The 13,020-nt window shown below is 64.2% G+C and carries 14 protein-coding genes; 12 read left to right on the forward strand and 2 right to left on the reverse strand.

What is annotated here, in order from left to right:
• Positions 1 to 16: 16 nt before the first annotated feature.
• Positions 17 to 607, reverse strand: coding sequence for an RNA 2',3'-cyclic phosphodiesterase (thpR, locus tag EA187_RS00140; protein ID WP_164855855.1), 591 nt, complete (start codon positions 605 to 607; stop codon positions 17 to 19).
• An 84-nt stretch (positions 608 to 691) separates the two neighbouring features.
• Complete coding sequence (locus EA187_RS00145) at positions 692 to 1,990, reverse strand: CinA family nicotinamide mononucleotide deamidase-related protein (RefSeq protein ID WP_127778772.1); 1,299 nt, start codon at positions 1,988 to 1,990, stop codon at positions 692 to 694.
• Positions 1,991 to 2,131: 141 nt separating this feature from the next.
• Here EA187_RS00145 and EA187_RS00150 point away from each other — a divergent pair, with 141 nt between their 5' ends.
• The 12 genes from EA187_RS00150 (at position 2,132) to hflC (ending at position 12,998) form a co-directional block, all read left to right on the forward strand.
• Positions 2,132 to 4,714 carry a serine/threonine-protein kinase gene (locus EA187_RS00150; RefSeq protein ID WP_127778773.1) on the forward strand — a complete coding sequence of 861 codons (2,583 nt, stop codon included), beginning with the start codon at positions 2,132 to 2,134 and terminating at the stop codon, positions 4,712 to 4,714.
• A 123-nt stretch (positions 4,715 to 4,837) separates the two neighbouring features.
• A complete protein-coding gene (locus EA187_RS00155) occupies positions 4,838 to 5,239 on the forward strand; it encodes an EscF/YscF/HrpA family type III secretion system needle major subunit (protein WP_115603514.1) in 402 nt (133 codons plus the stop codon).
• Between the two features lie 12 nt (positions 5,240 to 5,251).
• Positions 5,252 to 6,022, forward strand: a complete 771-nt coding sequence (locus EA187_RS00160) for a hypothetical protein (protein ID WP_115603513.1) — start codon at positions 5,252 to 5,254, stop codon at positions 6,020 to 6,022.
• Positions 6,019 to 6,756: a hypothetical protein gene (locus EA187_RS00165; RefSeq protein ID WP_127778774.1), complete on the forward strand. Its 738-nt coding sequence runs from the start codon at positions 6,019 to 6,021 to the stop codon at positions 6,754 to 6,756. The genes EA187_RS00160 and EA187_RS00165 overlap by 4 nt, the downstream gene beginning before the upstream one ends.
• On the forward strand, positions 6,740 to 7,387 hold the full coding sequence (locus tag EA187_RS00170) for a FliH/SctL family protein (RefSeq protein ID WP_206524140.1): 648 nt from the start codon (positions 6,740 to 6,742) through the stop codon (positions 7,385 to 7,387). Before EA187_RS00165 ends, EA187_RS00170 begins: the two co-directional genes overlap by 17 nt.
• The gene (gene sctN / locus EA187_RS00175; protein WP_115603510.1) at positions 7,387 to 8,712 is read left to right on the forward strand and encodes a type III secretion system ATPase SctN; all 1,326 of its coding nucleotides are present in this window, start codon (positions 7,387 to 7,389) and stop codon (positions 8,710 to 8,712) included. Before EA187_RS00170 ends, sctN begins: the two co-directional genes overlap by 1 nt.
• A 55-nt stretch (positions 8,713 to 8,767) precedes the next feature.
• Positions 8,768 to 9,259: a flagellar FliJ family protein gene (locus tag EA187_RS00180; RefSeq protein WP_115603509.1), complete on the forward strand. Its 492-nt coding sequence runs from the start codon at positions 8,768 to 8,770 to the stop codon at positions 9,257 to 9,259.
• A complete protein-coding gene (locus EA187_RS00185) occupies positions 9,256 to 9,657 on the forward strand; it encodes a hypothetical protein (RefSeq protein ID WP_127778775.1) in 402 nt (133 codons plus the stop codon). The genes EA187_RS00180 and EA187_RS00185 overlap by 4 nt, the downstream gene beginning before the upstream one ends.
• A 50-nt stretch (positions 9,658 to 9,707) precedes the next feature.
• Complete coding sequence (locus EA187_RS00190) at positions 9,708 to 10,367, forward strand: Crp/Fnr family transcriptional regulator (RefSeq protein ID WP_164855856.1); 660 nt, start codon at positions 9,708 to 9,710, stop codon at positions 10,365 to 10,367.
• A 196-nt stretch (positions 10,368 to 10,563) separates the two neighbouring features.
• Positions 10,564 to 11,010 (forward strand): hypothetical protein, encoded by a 447-nt coding sequence (locus EA187_RS00195; RefSeq protein ID WP_115603506.1) that lies wholly within the window; start codon positions 10,564 to 10,566, stop codon positions 11,008 to 11,010.
• A gap of 45 nt (positions 11,011 to 11,055) precedes the next feature.
• A complete protein-coding gene (gene hflK, locus EA187_RS00200) occupies positions 11,056 to 12,057 on the forward strand; it encodes an FtsH protease activity modulator HflK (protein WP_115603505.1) in 1,002 nt (333 codons plus the stop codon).
• A complete protein-coding gene (hflC, locus tag EA187_RS00205; protein ID WP_115603504.1) occupies positions 12,054 to 12,998 on the forward strand; it encodes a protease modulator HflC in 945 nt (314 codons plus the stop codon). The genes hflK and hflC overlap by 4 nt, the downstream gene beginning before the upstream one ends.
• The last annotated feature ends 22 nt before the right edge of the window (positions 12,999 to 13,020 follow it).

Raw genomic sequence — 13,020 nt, forward strand, 5'->3', positions numbered from 1 at the left:
AAATGAAGGTCTTAGGTTAGCCATGCTGCCCCAGAGCGAAGCGCTCCAGGACCTCGTAGCGTGGGCCATCATGGCGCAGGTGTGACTCGTAGAGCACCAGATCTTTGATGTAGCTCTTTCCAAAGCTCAGCTCGTCGTAACGCCCGAAAAGCTCGCTGAGATCGGGGTTAGCCCGTGACTTCAACCGACCCAGGGTGATGTGTGGCAGGAACTCTCGGGGGTCGGCGGCGACGCCGATCTCTTGAAGGTCGCGCTCCAGCGCCTGCTGCAGAAGCCCCAACACCTCGGCACTCTTGGTGTCGAGGCCCGCCCATAAGATGCGGGGCTGGTCCGGGCGCGGGAAGGCGCCGAAGCCGCGGCATTCCACCTCAAAAGGAAAGAGGGGCTCGGCCAGACGGCGGACTGTACTCTCCAACATCGAAACCAGATCGTCGGGGGTGTCGCCCAGAAACTTCAGGGTGAGGTGGATGTTCTCGGCGTCGGTCCAGCGCACGCTGAGATCGTCGCCGAAGGCGCCGCGCAGGCGGCCCTGAAGTTCATCCTGGAAGAGCACCAGGCGTTCCACCACGTTGATCGAGAGGTCTACGGCTATGAAGAGGCGTCGCATCATGGGGCACATCGGCCTGGGAGAGAGAAGCGGAGCGTGGATGGGGTGTTATCGACCATCAGTCGAGTGCTGACAAGGACGGGCTTACGAGGCGCCAGGCACGCCGGCCTCAACGCGTGCCGGGTCAAAAGGGCCGCGCACGGCGTGGGCATCCAGGCGACCTTCGAGGTGCCAGAGCAGCAGGGCCATCGCGGTGTAGACCGATGCGGTGCGGATCTCCTCGCGGGTACGACCCGGGTAGTACGCACGCTTATGAAAGGTGCCCTGCGGGGTGTGCAGGCTGAAGTCGACGGTGCCCACCGGTTTATCAGTGCTCCCACCTGTGGGACCGGCCACACCGCTGATGGCCAGGCCATAGGGGGCGCCGGCAGCGCGCGCAGCCCCCAGGGCCATCTGGCAGACCACCGCCGCGCTCACGGCACCCTCGCTCGCAAGCGTGGCGGGGTTGACGCCCACAAGATCGATCTTGGCCTGGTTGGCGTACGTAAGATAGCCCCGCTCAAACCAGGCGGAACTTCCCGGCGTCCTGGTCAGCGCCCCGCCGAGCAGCCCTCCAGTGCACGACTCTGCCACGGCAACGGTGGCCTTGTGCTCAACGAGCCGTCGTCCCACTCGGGCGAAGAAGTCGTCATCGCCCTCGGCGACAAGCCAGGGGCTGATGCGTGCATCAATGAAGGTGAGCAACTCGGTGAGCGCCGTATCATCGGGAGCCTTCAACGAGACCTCGATCACCGGGTAACTCGCCCGATAGCCCACCCGAGCGCCGAGCTGGCGCGCCAGCGCCTCGATGCCCTCGATCATCGTCTCGAGCTTCGATTCACCGAGGCCGTAGTAACGCCGGCGAGCGCTGGCACGCGGGGCGTGCTGGTCCGGCGTCAACTCGTTTAAAAGGTAGCGCTGCACGAACCACTGAAACTCCCGGGGGACGCCGGGAAAGAAAAAGGTGGCGCAACCGCGATGATCCACGCGAAACCCCGGTGCCGTCCCCACCTCGGTGGCCAGGATGGTGGCGCGGGAGGGGAAGGAGCACTGCCGACGGTTATTCTCGGTCAGTGTATAGCCTCGTTCCCGCGCGCGCTCCTCCAGCCTTTGCAGACTTGCGGCGTCCTCATGCAAGACATCCTGGCTCCAGGCCGCAGCCGACTCCCGGGTGCGGTCGTCGGCGGTGGGGCCGAGCCCTCCGCTGACCACGATCACATCGCAGGAACTCAGCGCATCAAGCGCCTGAACGATGCGATCTTCGTCGTCGCGCACAATGCGCAGCTCGCGGACCTGGAAGAGGCGGTCCTCGCCAAGGCTCATCACATGACGGCCATTCTTGTCGCTGACGCGCCCGTCGAGGAGCTCGTCGCCGATGCAAAGTATGCCCACGTGCTTGATCATCTCAGACTCCCTTCATCGTAGCGATGCCGGCTTCGGGGGGGGGGCGTGCTTGACGCTCTTCTCGCACCTCTTTTAGAGTTGGCACCGGATTGTCTCAAGTGGATTTGTTGGGTTGCCTGTTCGCGGGCGTTGAGGTCGCTGATGCCCGAAGAGTTCGGGACGTACCAACTTCATCGAAAGATCGCACAGGGGGGGATGGCGGAAGTCTTCGAGGCGCGCGCCCTCGGAGAGATCGGCGGGTTTAGCCGTCCGGTAGCGATCAAGCGCATGTTCCCGCATCTGGTCGATCGCGATGACATCATCACGATGTTCATCGATGAAGCGCGTATCGCCTCCAGGTTGCTGCACCCGAATATCGTACAGATCTACGATCTGGGCGTGGTGGACGGGGCCTTCTACCTGGCGATGGAACTCGTAGAAGGGCTGGACCTTCGCAGAGTGTGTGAGCTGGGGGTGAAGCAGGACTTCTTTTTGCCTCGCGAGCTGGCCGTTCGCATCATCGCCGACGTGGCCAGCGGGCTTCATTATGCGCACACCCGCTGCGACGACCAGGGACGCCCGATGCGGGTGGTCCATCGCGATATCTCACCACAAAACGTGCTCTTAAGCGTGCAGGGTGGCGTCAAGATCTGCGACTTCGGCATTGCCAAAGCCGAGAGTCGGCTCACGCATACGCGAACCGGGGAATTTAAGGGGAAGTTCTCCTACATGAGCCCGGAGCAATTCGACGGCGGTGCGCTCGATCATCGCAGCGACATTTTTACTCTGGGAATTGTGCTCTACGAGATCACCACGGTCTCGCGCCTGTTCCGCTCGCGCACCGAGTACGAGACGATGCGCAAGATCACCGAGGGCGTAGTGACTCGGCCCTCGGAGGTGCGCGCGGACTATCCCGAGGAGCTTGAGGCGATCGTGCTGCGCGCTCTGGCCCGCGATCCTGAGGATCGCTTTCAGAGCGCCGGTGAGCTGGCCGAGGCGCTGGAGGACTGGCTCTTTGAGCGGAGGGTCAGAGTGGGCTCGCGCCAGCTTGCCGAGTACTTCCGCGAGCTGGAGCGTCGCGCGCAGGAGCCAACCGAACCCGGGGACGATGGCGGCGAAGATGCCACGCGTCCGGTGACCATCTCCGAGCAGCACTTTGTGCTCGGTGATGATGACCTCGAAGTGTTGGAAGATGTCGATGTGCTCGAAGAGCGCACCCGCGCAAGTTCCATCGATGTGACGACCCTGGAGATCGGGGAGGGCGCGCGCCGTGAAGCCTTCGGTGAGCCGGGTGGGGTGCCGGTGGTGGAAGTGCGTCGGGTCGAGGCCCGCGCGTCTGCGGCGCACGCGTATGCCGAGGCCGAAGGGGCGTCGATTGACGAGACGCTGGTCGATGTGCGCGTCGATGACGATGTTACAGGCGGGATGCAGGCTCGGGGGGAGGGGCTGGACGAGCGCGATGCGTGGCTCTCCTTGTCGGATGGTGAGAGGGACGTGTCCGGGGAGGAGGCGTTGGAGCGTGTCCCTGAGTCGGCGGACGCATCCACGTCCTCTGCAGCTCCCTCAACACGCACTTCCGCGGGCAATGATGACTCCTTCTGGCGTAAAATCCCGGAGTTGGACGTGGCCTCCTCAAGTGGTCCGTCGCCCTGGGCGCCGCCGGTGCCCTCGATCGCGGCAACCGCGGCGATGCCCACCATCGAAGCAGATCGGGCCGGAGGGTCGCGACCGATCCTGCTTTGGGCGGGGCTCGGAGCGCTGATTCTGCTGGCGGGGCTGGCGGCTCTGCTGTGGTCCGGGGGGAATGGCAGTGAGGCGCTCGAGGAGGCGCCGGCGTTGCGGGATCAACCTCGCCAGATGGCAACCTTAAGCATCGTTACGGAGCCCCCGGGAGCGCGGGTGATTGCCGATGGCGTGCGTCTGGACGGCGCCACCCCGCTTCAGGCTCAACTCGAAGCCGGACCGACCCATGACCTCTGGGTGGTGGCCGAGGGGTACCGCCCGGTGCGCCTGGAAGCGCGGGCCGGAACGCCGCTTGCACCGGTGGTCCTGGAGCGTTCGGTCGGAGGAGCGAGGGCCCCGCTGAGTTTTGAGAGCACGCCCTCCGGCGCGGCGATCTACCTCAACGGGGAGCGGGTAGGGGTCACGCCCTTGCGCCTTGAGAACGTGGTGGCCGATGGCCTCAGCCACGTCCAATTTGAGCTCGCCGGCCACAAGGCTCACGTCTCCTGGGTGCAACCCTCGCCGGAGCAGCACCACCGGATCGAGGGGATGCTCGCCAGCCAGGAGGCCACCCGGGCCATTGTGCGGGTGAGCAGCCGGCCGCGCAGCAGCCGGGTGATGCTTGATGGGGCGTCCATCGGTACGACGCCCCTCGAAGAGGTCGTGGCTGCAGCGGGCTTCGGCCGGGTTGAGATCAGTGCTCATGAGCGACGAGCCCAGGCCTTTGTCCTGGACTTCAATGCGGTGGGAAGTGTGCATATCGACACCGCGCTTTCACCTCTGGAAACGGGGCAGGGCACCCTCAGCCTGAGCGTGTCGCCGGCGGCGGCGATCTACATCGAAGGCCGCTCGTTTGGAGCAGGCCCGATCAAGGAGCTCGAGCTTGAAGCGGGCTCACACACTCTGGTCTTTGAGACGATCGAGGGTCGCCGTCTGCGCGCATCGGTCGATATTGAGGCCGACGCCCATCTGGCGATCGACGCCACATTGCAGGGCGATAAGATCGATCTGCGGCCGCGCTGAGTGCCCGCAGCGGCACGTTTTTTTCCTCGATTCAAAAAAAAGTGGGGGTCTGACGCAAACTTCGTTCACCGGCTTCGATAATAGAACAAGCCCGGAAACCCGATGTGAACAGGAGACGTGCAGATGACCGATCCCATTTCAGGCGCCATGGCCTCACAGGCCGCACAGATGATGCAGGAGAGCGCTGCCACAGAGGGCGCGCAGCCCTCCGGCAAGAGCTTTGCCGAGGTGCTCCATCAGGGGCCTCCCCAGGTGGAGCAGACGCCGGAGGTGACGCCGGTGGAGGCTCCCGAGCAGGTTGCCGAGCCCGCGGCGCTGGACGCCTACATTGAGGGGATTCTCGGCGATGAGAGCCGCATCAGCGAGCTTCTGGAGTCGAGCATGCGCGGCGATGCGCTCGGGCCCCAGGAGATGCTGCAGATGCAGGCGTTGATCTACAGCTACAGCCAGAAGGTGGAATTGACGACCAAGGTCGTTGAGAAGGCCACCGGCGGCATCAAACAGGTGATGAACACCCAGGTCTGAGGGAGGGCGTGCATGTTGGAGCGATGGCGGTATCTGCTTGTGGGGAGTGTTGTGCTGTGGGCGCTGGCCTGTACCGAGCCGCTGTATCACGGGCTTGATGAGGCCCAGGCTAACGCGATGGTTGTGGAGCTGAGCCGCGCCGGTTTTGGTGCGACCAAGGAGCCCGATCCGGCCGATACCACTCTCTGGGTGGTCAACGTGCCGCACGTCGACCGCGTGCAGGCCTGGGAGCGTCTGCAGCAGGCCGGGCTTCCCAGGCCTGTCCAATCCGGCTTTGGCGACTTCTATCCGGGAGCGGGCCTCATCCCCACCTCCCAGGAGGAGAGGGTGATCCTGCAGTACGCCACCGCCCAGGAGGTGCGCACAAGTCTTCTGAAGATCGACGGCGTTGTCGACGCTCACGTCCACCTGGTGCTCCCGCAGAAGGCGCGGGTGCAACTGAGCAACGCTCCGAAGGCCGAGCCCCGAGCCAGCGTCCTGGTACGCTGGCGGGCGTTGGCGAGCGATGCGCCGCCTTTGAGCGAGGAGGACGTGCGCGCTCTGGTCGCCGGTGCGGTCGAAGAGCTTAAGCCCGAAGCCATTGAGGTCGTCATGACCCGTGCGACCATGGTCCCGACTGCGGAGCGAGAGGTGGTTTTTGCGGCGGTCGGTCCTCTGGTGGTGGCGCCGCAGAGTGCCTCGATGGTCAAAGCGTTGATCGTGGGCATGGCCCTGATGATCATGGGACTATCGGCGGGGCTGGTGGTCCTGGTGGTGCGACGCCGTCAGCAGGAGGGGCTGTGAGTGACCTCGTGGCCTTGACAGGCGCCGAGCAGGGGTTTGCCACGGCGTGGGTGGCGCTGCGCTCCCGTGATGCAGAGGGTGCGGTCGGGGTCGATCCGGCGACCAGCGCCCCGCTCTCAGCGTTGCTTGAGCGCTGGCGAGCAACCGCCTCATCGTCCCCCGACGCGTTTGCGATCGCGTCTGAGTCGGGCGGCCAGTTCACGTCGAGTCCGTGTCCGGACGCCCGCGCGTTGCTTCAGCTGCGCGATGAGGCCTCGCTCCTTCAGGCCCTGACGCGAATCGGTGGCTTTCTCATCGCATCGATGCGCCCTCAAGCCCCCTTGCGTCCCTTGATGGAACTGACGCTGGGCCTTGAGCCCACGTTGGCAATCGAGCTTCGCGGTTGGTTGCTTAGCCCTCCAGCGCTCAGCGAGGGCTTAAGTCGCCGTGTGCGTGAGAGCTATATGCGACTGATCGGTCGGCAGCGCCGTCCCGATCAGGTCGTCGAGTTCGGCCTTTATTTTGTGATGCAGCCCGCGACGCTGCGTCACCCCGGACTGGCGGCATTCCTTCGCCATCAGCTCACCGGCCGACTGCGCGCTCGTCAGAATGACTTCGAGGCCGCTGCGTTGCGCTCCAGTCAGGCCGAACTGCTCCCGGCGATCGAAGACGTCATAGCCGAGCTCTCCCGACGACCCGCGCCCGATGGCGAGACGATGGAGATGAAGGAGGTTGATGATGCACCCGAGCGATGAGATTCCCACGATATTAAAGGCCGGCTCGGAGGTGGCACTGGCGGTCGAGCCGGTCTTCGCCCGCGCGACAATCGTGCGAAAGCGCGTGATCGCTGATCTTGAGGCTCTGGAGGCGACGATCGCCGGGGCGCGTGCCGACGTTGCCCGGGAGGTCGAGGATGCGAAAGCGCAGGCCGAGAGCATCCGCGCGCGTGCCCTGGAAGAGGGGCAGCGCCTGGCGAGCGAAGAGATGTTGGAAGCGCTTGCCCGTGCGCGCGCTGAGTACGACCTGCTCCTTAAACGCGCCGAGCCCGATATGGTGCGCCTGGCCTTTCAGATCGCCTCAAGGTTGATCGGGGAGATGCTCGAAATGGCGCCGGAGCGCGTCGAGCAGATGGTCGCGTGCTCGCTGGAGCTTGTGCGGGGCAAACGCCAGGTGCTCTTGCGCGTGCATCCCGAGGACCTTGCAACCTTGCGGGCGGCCGAGGCGCGCCTCTCGTACGTGATCGGTGGCGCGCCTGTGCATCTTCAGGCTGATGACGAGGTGGCCCGCGGCGGATGTCTCATTGAGACCGAATCCGGACAGATTGACGCCAGACTGCAGACGCAACTCGATGTGCTGCAGGCCGCATTGCTGGATGGAGGCTCCTGATGCCCCTTGAACAGACCTCGATCCTCTCCCGTTATATGGATCGCCTGGATGCGGCCAGCCCGGTGCGCGTGACCGGCCGGGTGCAGGCGGTCACAGGCCTGGTGGTGAAGGCCAGTGTGCCGGATGCCGCGGTCGGTGAGCTGGTGGAGATTCGCCTGGGCGCCCGTGGCACCATGCCCGCTGAAGTGGTGGGCTTTGAGGGGGATCTGGCCGTGCTGATGCCACTTGGCAGCGTCGAGGGGATTGGCCCGGGTGCCGAGGTCGAGTCAACCGGCCAACCGCTGAGCATTCACTGCGGACCGGGGCTGCTCGGTCGTGTGCTCGATGGGCTGGGGCGCCCCATTGACGCCGGCCCCCCTCTGGGAGGCCCGGGCTTTGCGCGTTGGCCGATTCTACGTGAAGCTCCAGATCCTTTTAAGCGCCGTCGCATCACCGCGCCGCTCTCGATGGGGGTGCGCGCCATCGATGGCTTACTCACCGTAGGCAAAGGTCAGCGTGTGGGGCTCTTCGCCGGCAGCGGCGTGGGGAAGTCGACCCTGATGGGCCAGATCGCCCGCGGTTGTGATGCCGAGGTCATCGTGATTGCGCTCATTGGTGAGCGTGGCCGCGAGGTGCGCGATTTCCTCGAAGAAGTGCTTGGCGAGGAGGGCATGAAAAAGGCGGTGGTGGTCGTGGCCACCAGCGATGCGCCGAGCATGGTGCGCCTGAAGTCAGCTTTTGTGGCGACTGCGATCGCCGAGTATTTTCGTGCCGAAGGCGCCGAGGTACTCATGATGATGGATTCGGTCACACGTTTTGCCCGCGCCCAGCGCGAGGTCGGTCTGGCCGCCGGCGAGCCGCCCGCGCGTCAGGGATACCCCCCGAGTGTGTTCAGTATGTTGCCGCGTCTACTGGAGCGTACCGGCAACGATGAGACCGGTTCGATCACGGCGCTCTACACCGTGCTTGTTGCCGGTGGTGATATGGAGGAGCCCATCGCCGACGAAGTTCGCGGCATCCTCGACGGTCACATCATCTTAAGCCGTAAGCTCGCCAGCCGTAGTCACTGGCCGGCCATCGATGTGCTGCCTTCGCTCTCGCGCGTGATGCGGGGGGTCACAAGCCCGCAGCACGTCCAGGTCGCCGAGCGTTTTCGTCAGGTGCTCGCCACCTACGAGAGCCGGCGAGATCTTATCAGCCTGGGCGCATACGAGTACGGGGCTGATGAGGAGGTCGATTTTGCGATCGACTGCATCGAAGAGATGGAGGCGGTGCTCAAACAGGGGCTCGATGAGCACACAAGCCTTGATGAGACGATTGAACGCATCAGCGATCTATTTGCGTAGCGCGTGAACAACCGCGGGGCGCGGTATCCCCCGAAACTCACAGAGGGAGGATGAAATGACCAGTGAGGCTTATGAACTTCAGGTACTTCTGGAACTGCGCCAGGGGGAGAGAGAGCAGGCCGAGGCGTTGTTTGCCGAGGCCGTCGGTGAGCTTGAAAAGGTGCGCCGTCGTGTGCGCGAAGCCCAGGGGCGATGGGAGCGCGTCGAGGCCCAGCGACGCCAGGGCGCACAGACCTTCGATGAGCGGGCTCGCCAGAAGGGCATGGCACTGATCGAGCTTCAAAACATCGATCGCTACCTCGAAGGACTGCGACAGCTCAGCGACGAAGCCCAGCAGGCTCTCTCCCAGGTGCAGGAAGAGGAGCAACGCGCCCAACGTCAGGTGCACGCCGCCCAGAAGGCGATGCAGGGAGCGATCAGCGCGCTCAAGGCAGTAGAAAGTCACCATGAGGCCTGGAGCGATGAGCAACGTACCGTGAGCCGACGTAAAGCCGAAACGCAGATGGATGAGGTAGCCACGCGTCTGTGGCGGGAGCAGCAGCCATGAGACGCATCGATCACGGAGGTCACCCCGGCGCTACCGCCTGGTCCCCCCGGGCCCATGAGGAGGTCGGCGGCCTGCGCCGGGCCATTACCGAGCATCTTCAGGAGGCTCACCTCCCGGCAGAGGTCGCCCCGATGATGGGGGAGTTTCTCCAGAAACCTGCTCTCTTCGGGGACCGGCAGCCTGTCGGATCGCAGCGGCTGCAACCTCCTCCGCACGCCCCACCTCCCGGGCAACTTCGCGACGCGTTGACCCACGCCCGGCACACCCTGGCTGCGATCGATGCAGCCAGCCCCCAGGCCGCCTCCCTGCGTGAGGTCGTTGCTATTCTCGATGAGCATCTCACACTCAAAGCGGAGCTCATCAGCAGGTGCGCCTCTGACGCCGCGAAGGTAGGATAGGGCCTCAAAGGCTTGCCGCGCTGGCAAGTCGCAGCGCAGTTGAGGAGCCCGTGGCAGAGTCGCAATCGAAGTCGAATCACTGGCGTTTTCGCCAGCTCATCACCGGGCCCGAGGCCCAGGCAGCGTTTGACCTTTTGCGCGAGCGCGGACGCGTGGAGCGCTGGGGCCATGCGGCCCGTATTCACCTGGATCGCCAGCACGATGAGCGCGTCGTCGTTCTCAAAGGCCAGGTACTCCTGGGCGATAGGACTGCGCTCACACGTGGCGACGCCTTCGCGCCGCCGCCCCCCGAGGTTGATCCCGACTTTGAGGCGCTTGCCCACCAGGAAACAACCATTGTGATTCTGGAGCAGGAAGCGTTGCGCGAGAGCGTCGAGTCGCTCGTCCCGGAGCGTGTGGTGCAGGTCGGATCGATCTTTCAGCGCCGCGAACTCAGCGTGCCCCTGGCCCCGCTGTTGCGCACGTCGGCCAGCACCCGTCAGGCGCAGGCCATTTTGGAGCTCGCCGAGCGCTATGGAGAGCCGGGTGAGGAGGACCAGCGCGTCGCTCCGCCCCTGTCCTCGGCCCAGCTCGCTTCGCTCGCGGGCCTCGACCGCCCTCGCGCCCGCCAGGCGCTGACCCTCCTGGAGCGCGCCGGACTTATTCGTCGCGACCGTCGCGCCCTGCACGTGCTCGATCTGGAGGGGCTGCGGCGATTTGCCCTGGGCTGAGCAGCGATCCTTGCCCCGCTGATCTCCCCTCGTTATAACCCCGGCCAACCAACGTGGTGATCGGGACAGCGCGCCGCGCTCTCCCGTCATGTTCGTCTTCGTACGCGTTGAGCAGAAGTTGATGTAGCAGACGAATCACATCAACGGTCGCTCGCGACGTCATTACGCGGCCCCGGGGCCGTCGAGGAGTAAGCTGATGGTCGAAGTTCTGGTGGCGATTCATAACGTGTTTCGTTGGGTGGCTCTTATCGCTGCGTTTGCAGCCGTGGGCACCGCCTGGCAGGGCGTGCTTTCCAAACGGGCCTACACCCGGGGCGACCGCCTGCGTTCGGTGGCCCTGGTCGCCTCCATGCACACCCAGCTCCTGCTGGGGCTTGTGCTCTACGGTTTAAGCCCGATCGTGCGCTCCGGCTTTGCGGATATGTCCACCGCCATGAGCACCCGCGGCATCCGCTTTTTTGTGGTCGAGCACATCTTCCTGATGATCGTGGCCGTCGCCGTCATTCAGGCCGGCTCGATCATGGCCAAAAAGGCCGACGACGACGCCAAAAAGCATAAGCGCGGCGCGATCTTCTACACCGTGGGACTTCTTCTCGTGCTCGGCGGTATCCCCTGGTTCCGCCCCCTCTTCCCCGGGCTCTAAGTCTGCTACACTGCGAACGACAACCGGCCCCCAGGAGGCGATGCGATGGCGATCGACATAGATAAATTACGTACGATGGGCCGCTCGAAGATGCCCGGCGTCATCGCCCTGGGAATCTTCTTTTTGGTGGTCGTCGGCAGCTCCATGTTCCAGGTCGACGCCAACAGCGTCGGTGTGGTGCTGCGCCTGGGGAAGCTCTCGCGTTCGGTGGGGCCGGGGCTGCATTTTAAGGCGCCGCTGGGTATCGAGAAGGTCTACAAGGTGCCCGTCGAAGAGCAGCGCAAAGAGGAATTCGGCTTTCGCACGGCGGCTGTCGGCGACGCCACCCGCTACAGCACCGAGGGCTACGGGCATGAGTCCCTGATGCTCACCGGTGATCTCAATGTGGTGGAGGTGGAATGGACGGTGCAGTACCGGATCAGCGACCCTTACCTCTACCTCTTTCGAGTGCGCGATGTGGAGCATACCCTTCGGTACATGTCGCAGGCGTTGATGCGGGAGTTCGTCGGGGACCGCACCGTCAACGAGGTGCTTACCGCTGGCCGTACCGAGCTCGCGAGCTCGGTGCAGGCTCGTCTCCAGGAACTGTGCAATCATTACGAGATGGGCATCACCGTGGGCCAGGTCATCCTCCAGGATGTGACGCCTCCCGACCCGGTCAAACCTTCCTTTAACCAGGTCAACCAGGCCCAGCAGGAGATGGAGCGCATGATCAATGAGGCGCGTCGCGACTACAACGCGGTCATCCCTCGCGCCGAGGGCCGCGCCGAGCAGCAGATTCAACAGGCTGAGGGCTACCTTATCGACCGCACCAACCGGGCCCGCGGCGAGGTCGCGCGTTTTGCCAGTCTGTACTCGGAGTATGCGAAGGCGCCCGAGATCACCCGTCAGCGCATCTACCTGGAGACGCTTGGCGAGGTGCTGCCGAAGATCAAAAACAAGGTCATCCTCGACTCCGAGGCCACCAACATGATGCCGGTGATGCAACTCGGTGGAGCTTCCACGTTTCAGGCCGCGCCCCTGTCGACCCTGGGAGGTGAGAAATGAGCTGGAAGTCTTCGTTCATGATCGCCGGTGCCATTATCGCGCTGATTCTGCTCAGCAGCGCCACGGTCGTCGTCGATGAAAACGAGCAGATCGTTATCACTCAGTTCGGCAAACCCGTTGGCGAGGCGCTCACCGAGCCGGGGCTCTACTATAAGACGCCCTTCATCCAGAGTGAGCATCGTTTTGAGAAGCGTTTTCTGGAGTGGAACGGAAACCGCAACCAGATCCCCACCCGTGATAAGCGCTTTGTGTGGGTGGATACGTATGCACGCTGGCGCATCGTCGACCCCTTGCGCTTTTACCAGCGCGTCCGCGATGAGCGCGGCGCCAAATCTCGCCTCGACGACATCATCGACGGGGCGACCCGCGATGCGGTGGCCAACCACGACCTGATTGAGCTTGTGCGTTCGACCAACCGCGTGCCCCTGGTCGATGAAGACCTGCAGCAGGACGACGGCGAAGATCTGGCGGTGGGCCTCACGCCTATTGTTCACGGTCGAAGCAAGATCATGGCCGACATTCTGGAGCAGTCCGCCCTGCTCGCTGCCGACCTGGGGGTGGAGGTGCTCGACGTGCGTGTTAAGCGCATCAACTACAACGAAGATGTGCAAAACCGGGTCTACGAGCGCATGGTTGCCGAGCGCTTCCGCATCGCCGAAAAATACCGCTCCCAGGGGCAGGGGGAGGCCGCCAGCATCAGCGGGGAGCGCGACCGTGAGCTCAAGCGCATCGAGTCGGAGGCCTTCCGCAAGGCCGAGGAGATTCGAGGGCGGGCCGACGCTGAGGCTGCCGCCATCTATGCGGAGGCCTACGCCGTCGACCCGGAGTTTTACCGCTTTTTGCGCACGATGGAGAGTTACGAGGATGTCATCGGTAGTGACTCGGTGCTCATGCTCAGCACCGAGAGCGAGTTTCTGGAGTATCTGAAATCATCGCAATGATCGCGCAGCCCAGAGACACTCG

It is taken from the genome of Lujinxingia sediminis, from assembly GCF_004005565.1.
In the GTDB taxonomy this organism is placed as follows: domain Bacteria; phylum Myxococcota_A; class Bradymonadia; order Bradymonadales; family Bradymonadaceae; genus Lujinxingia; species Lujinxingia sediminis.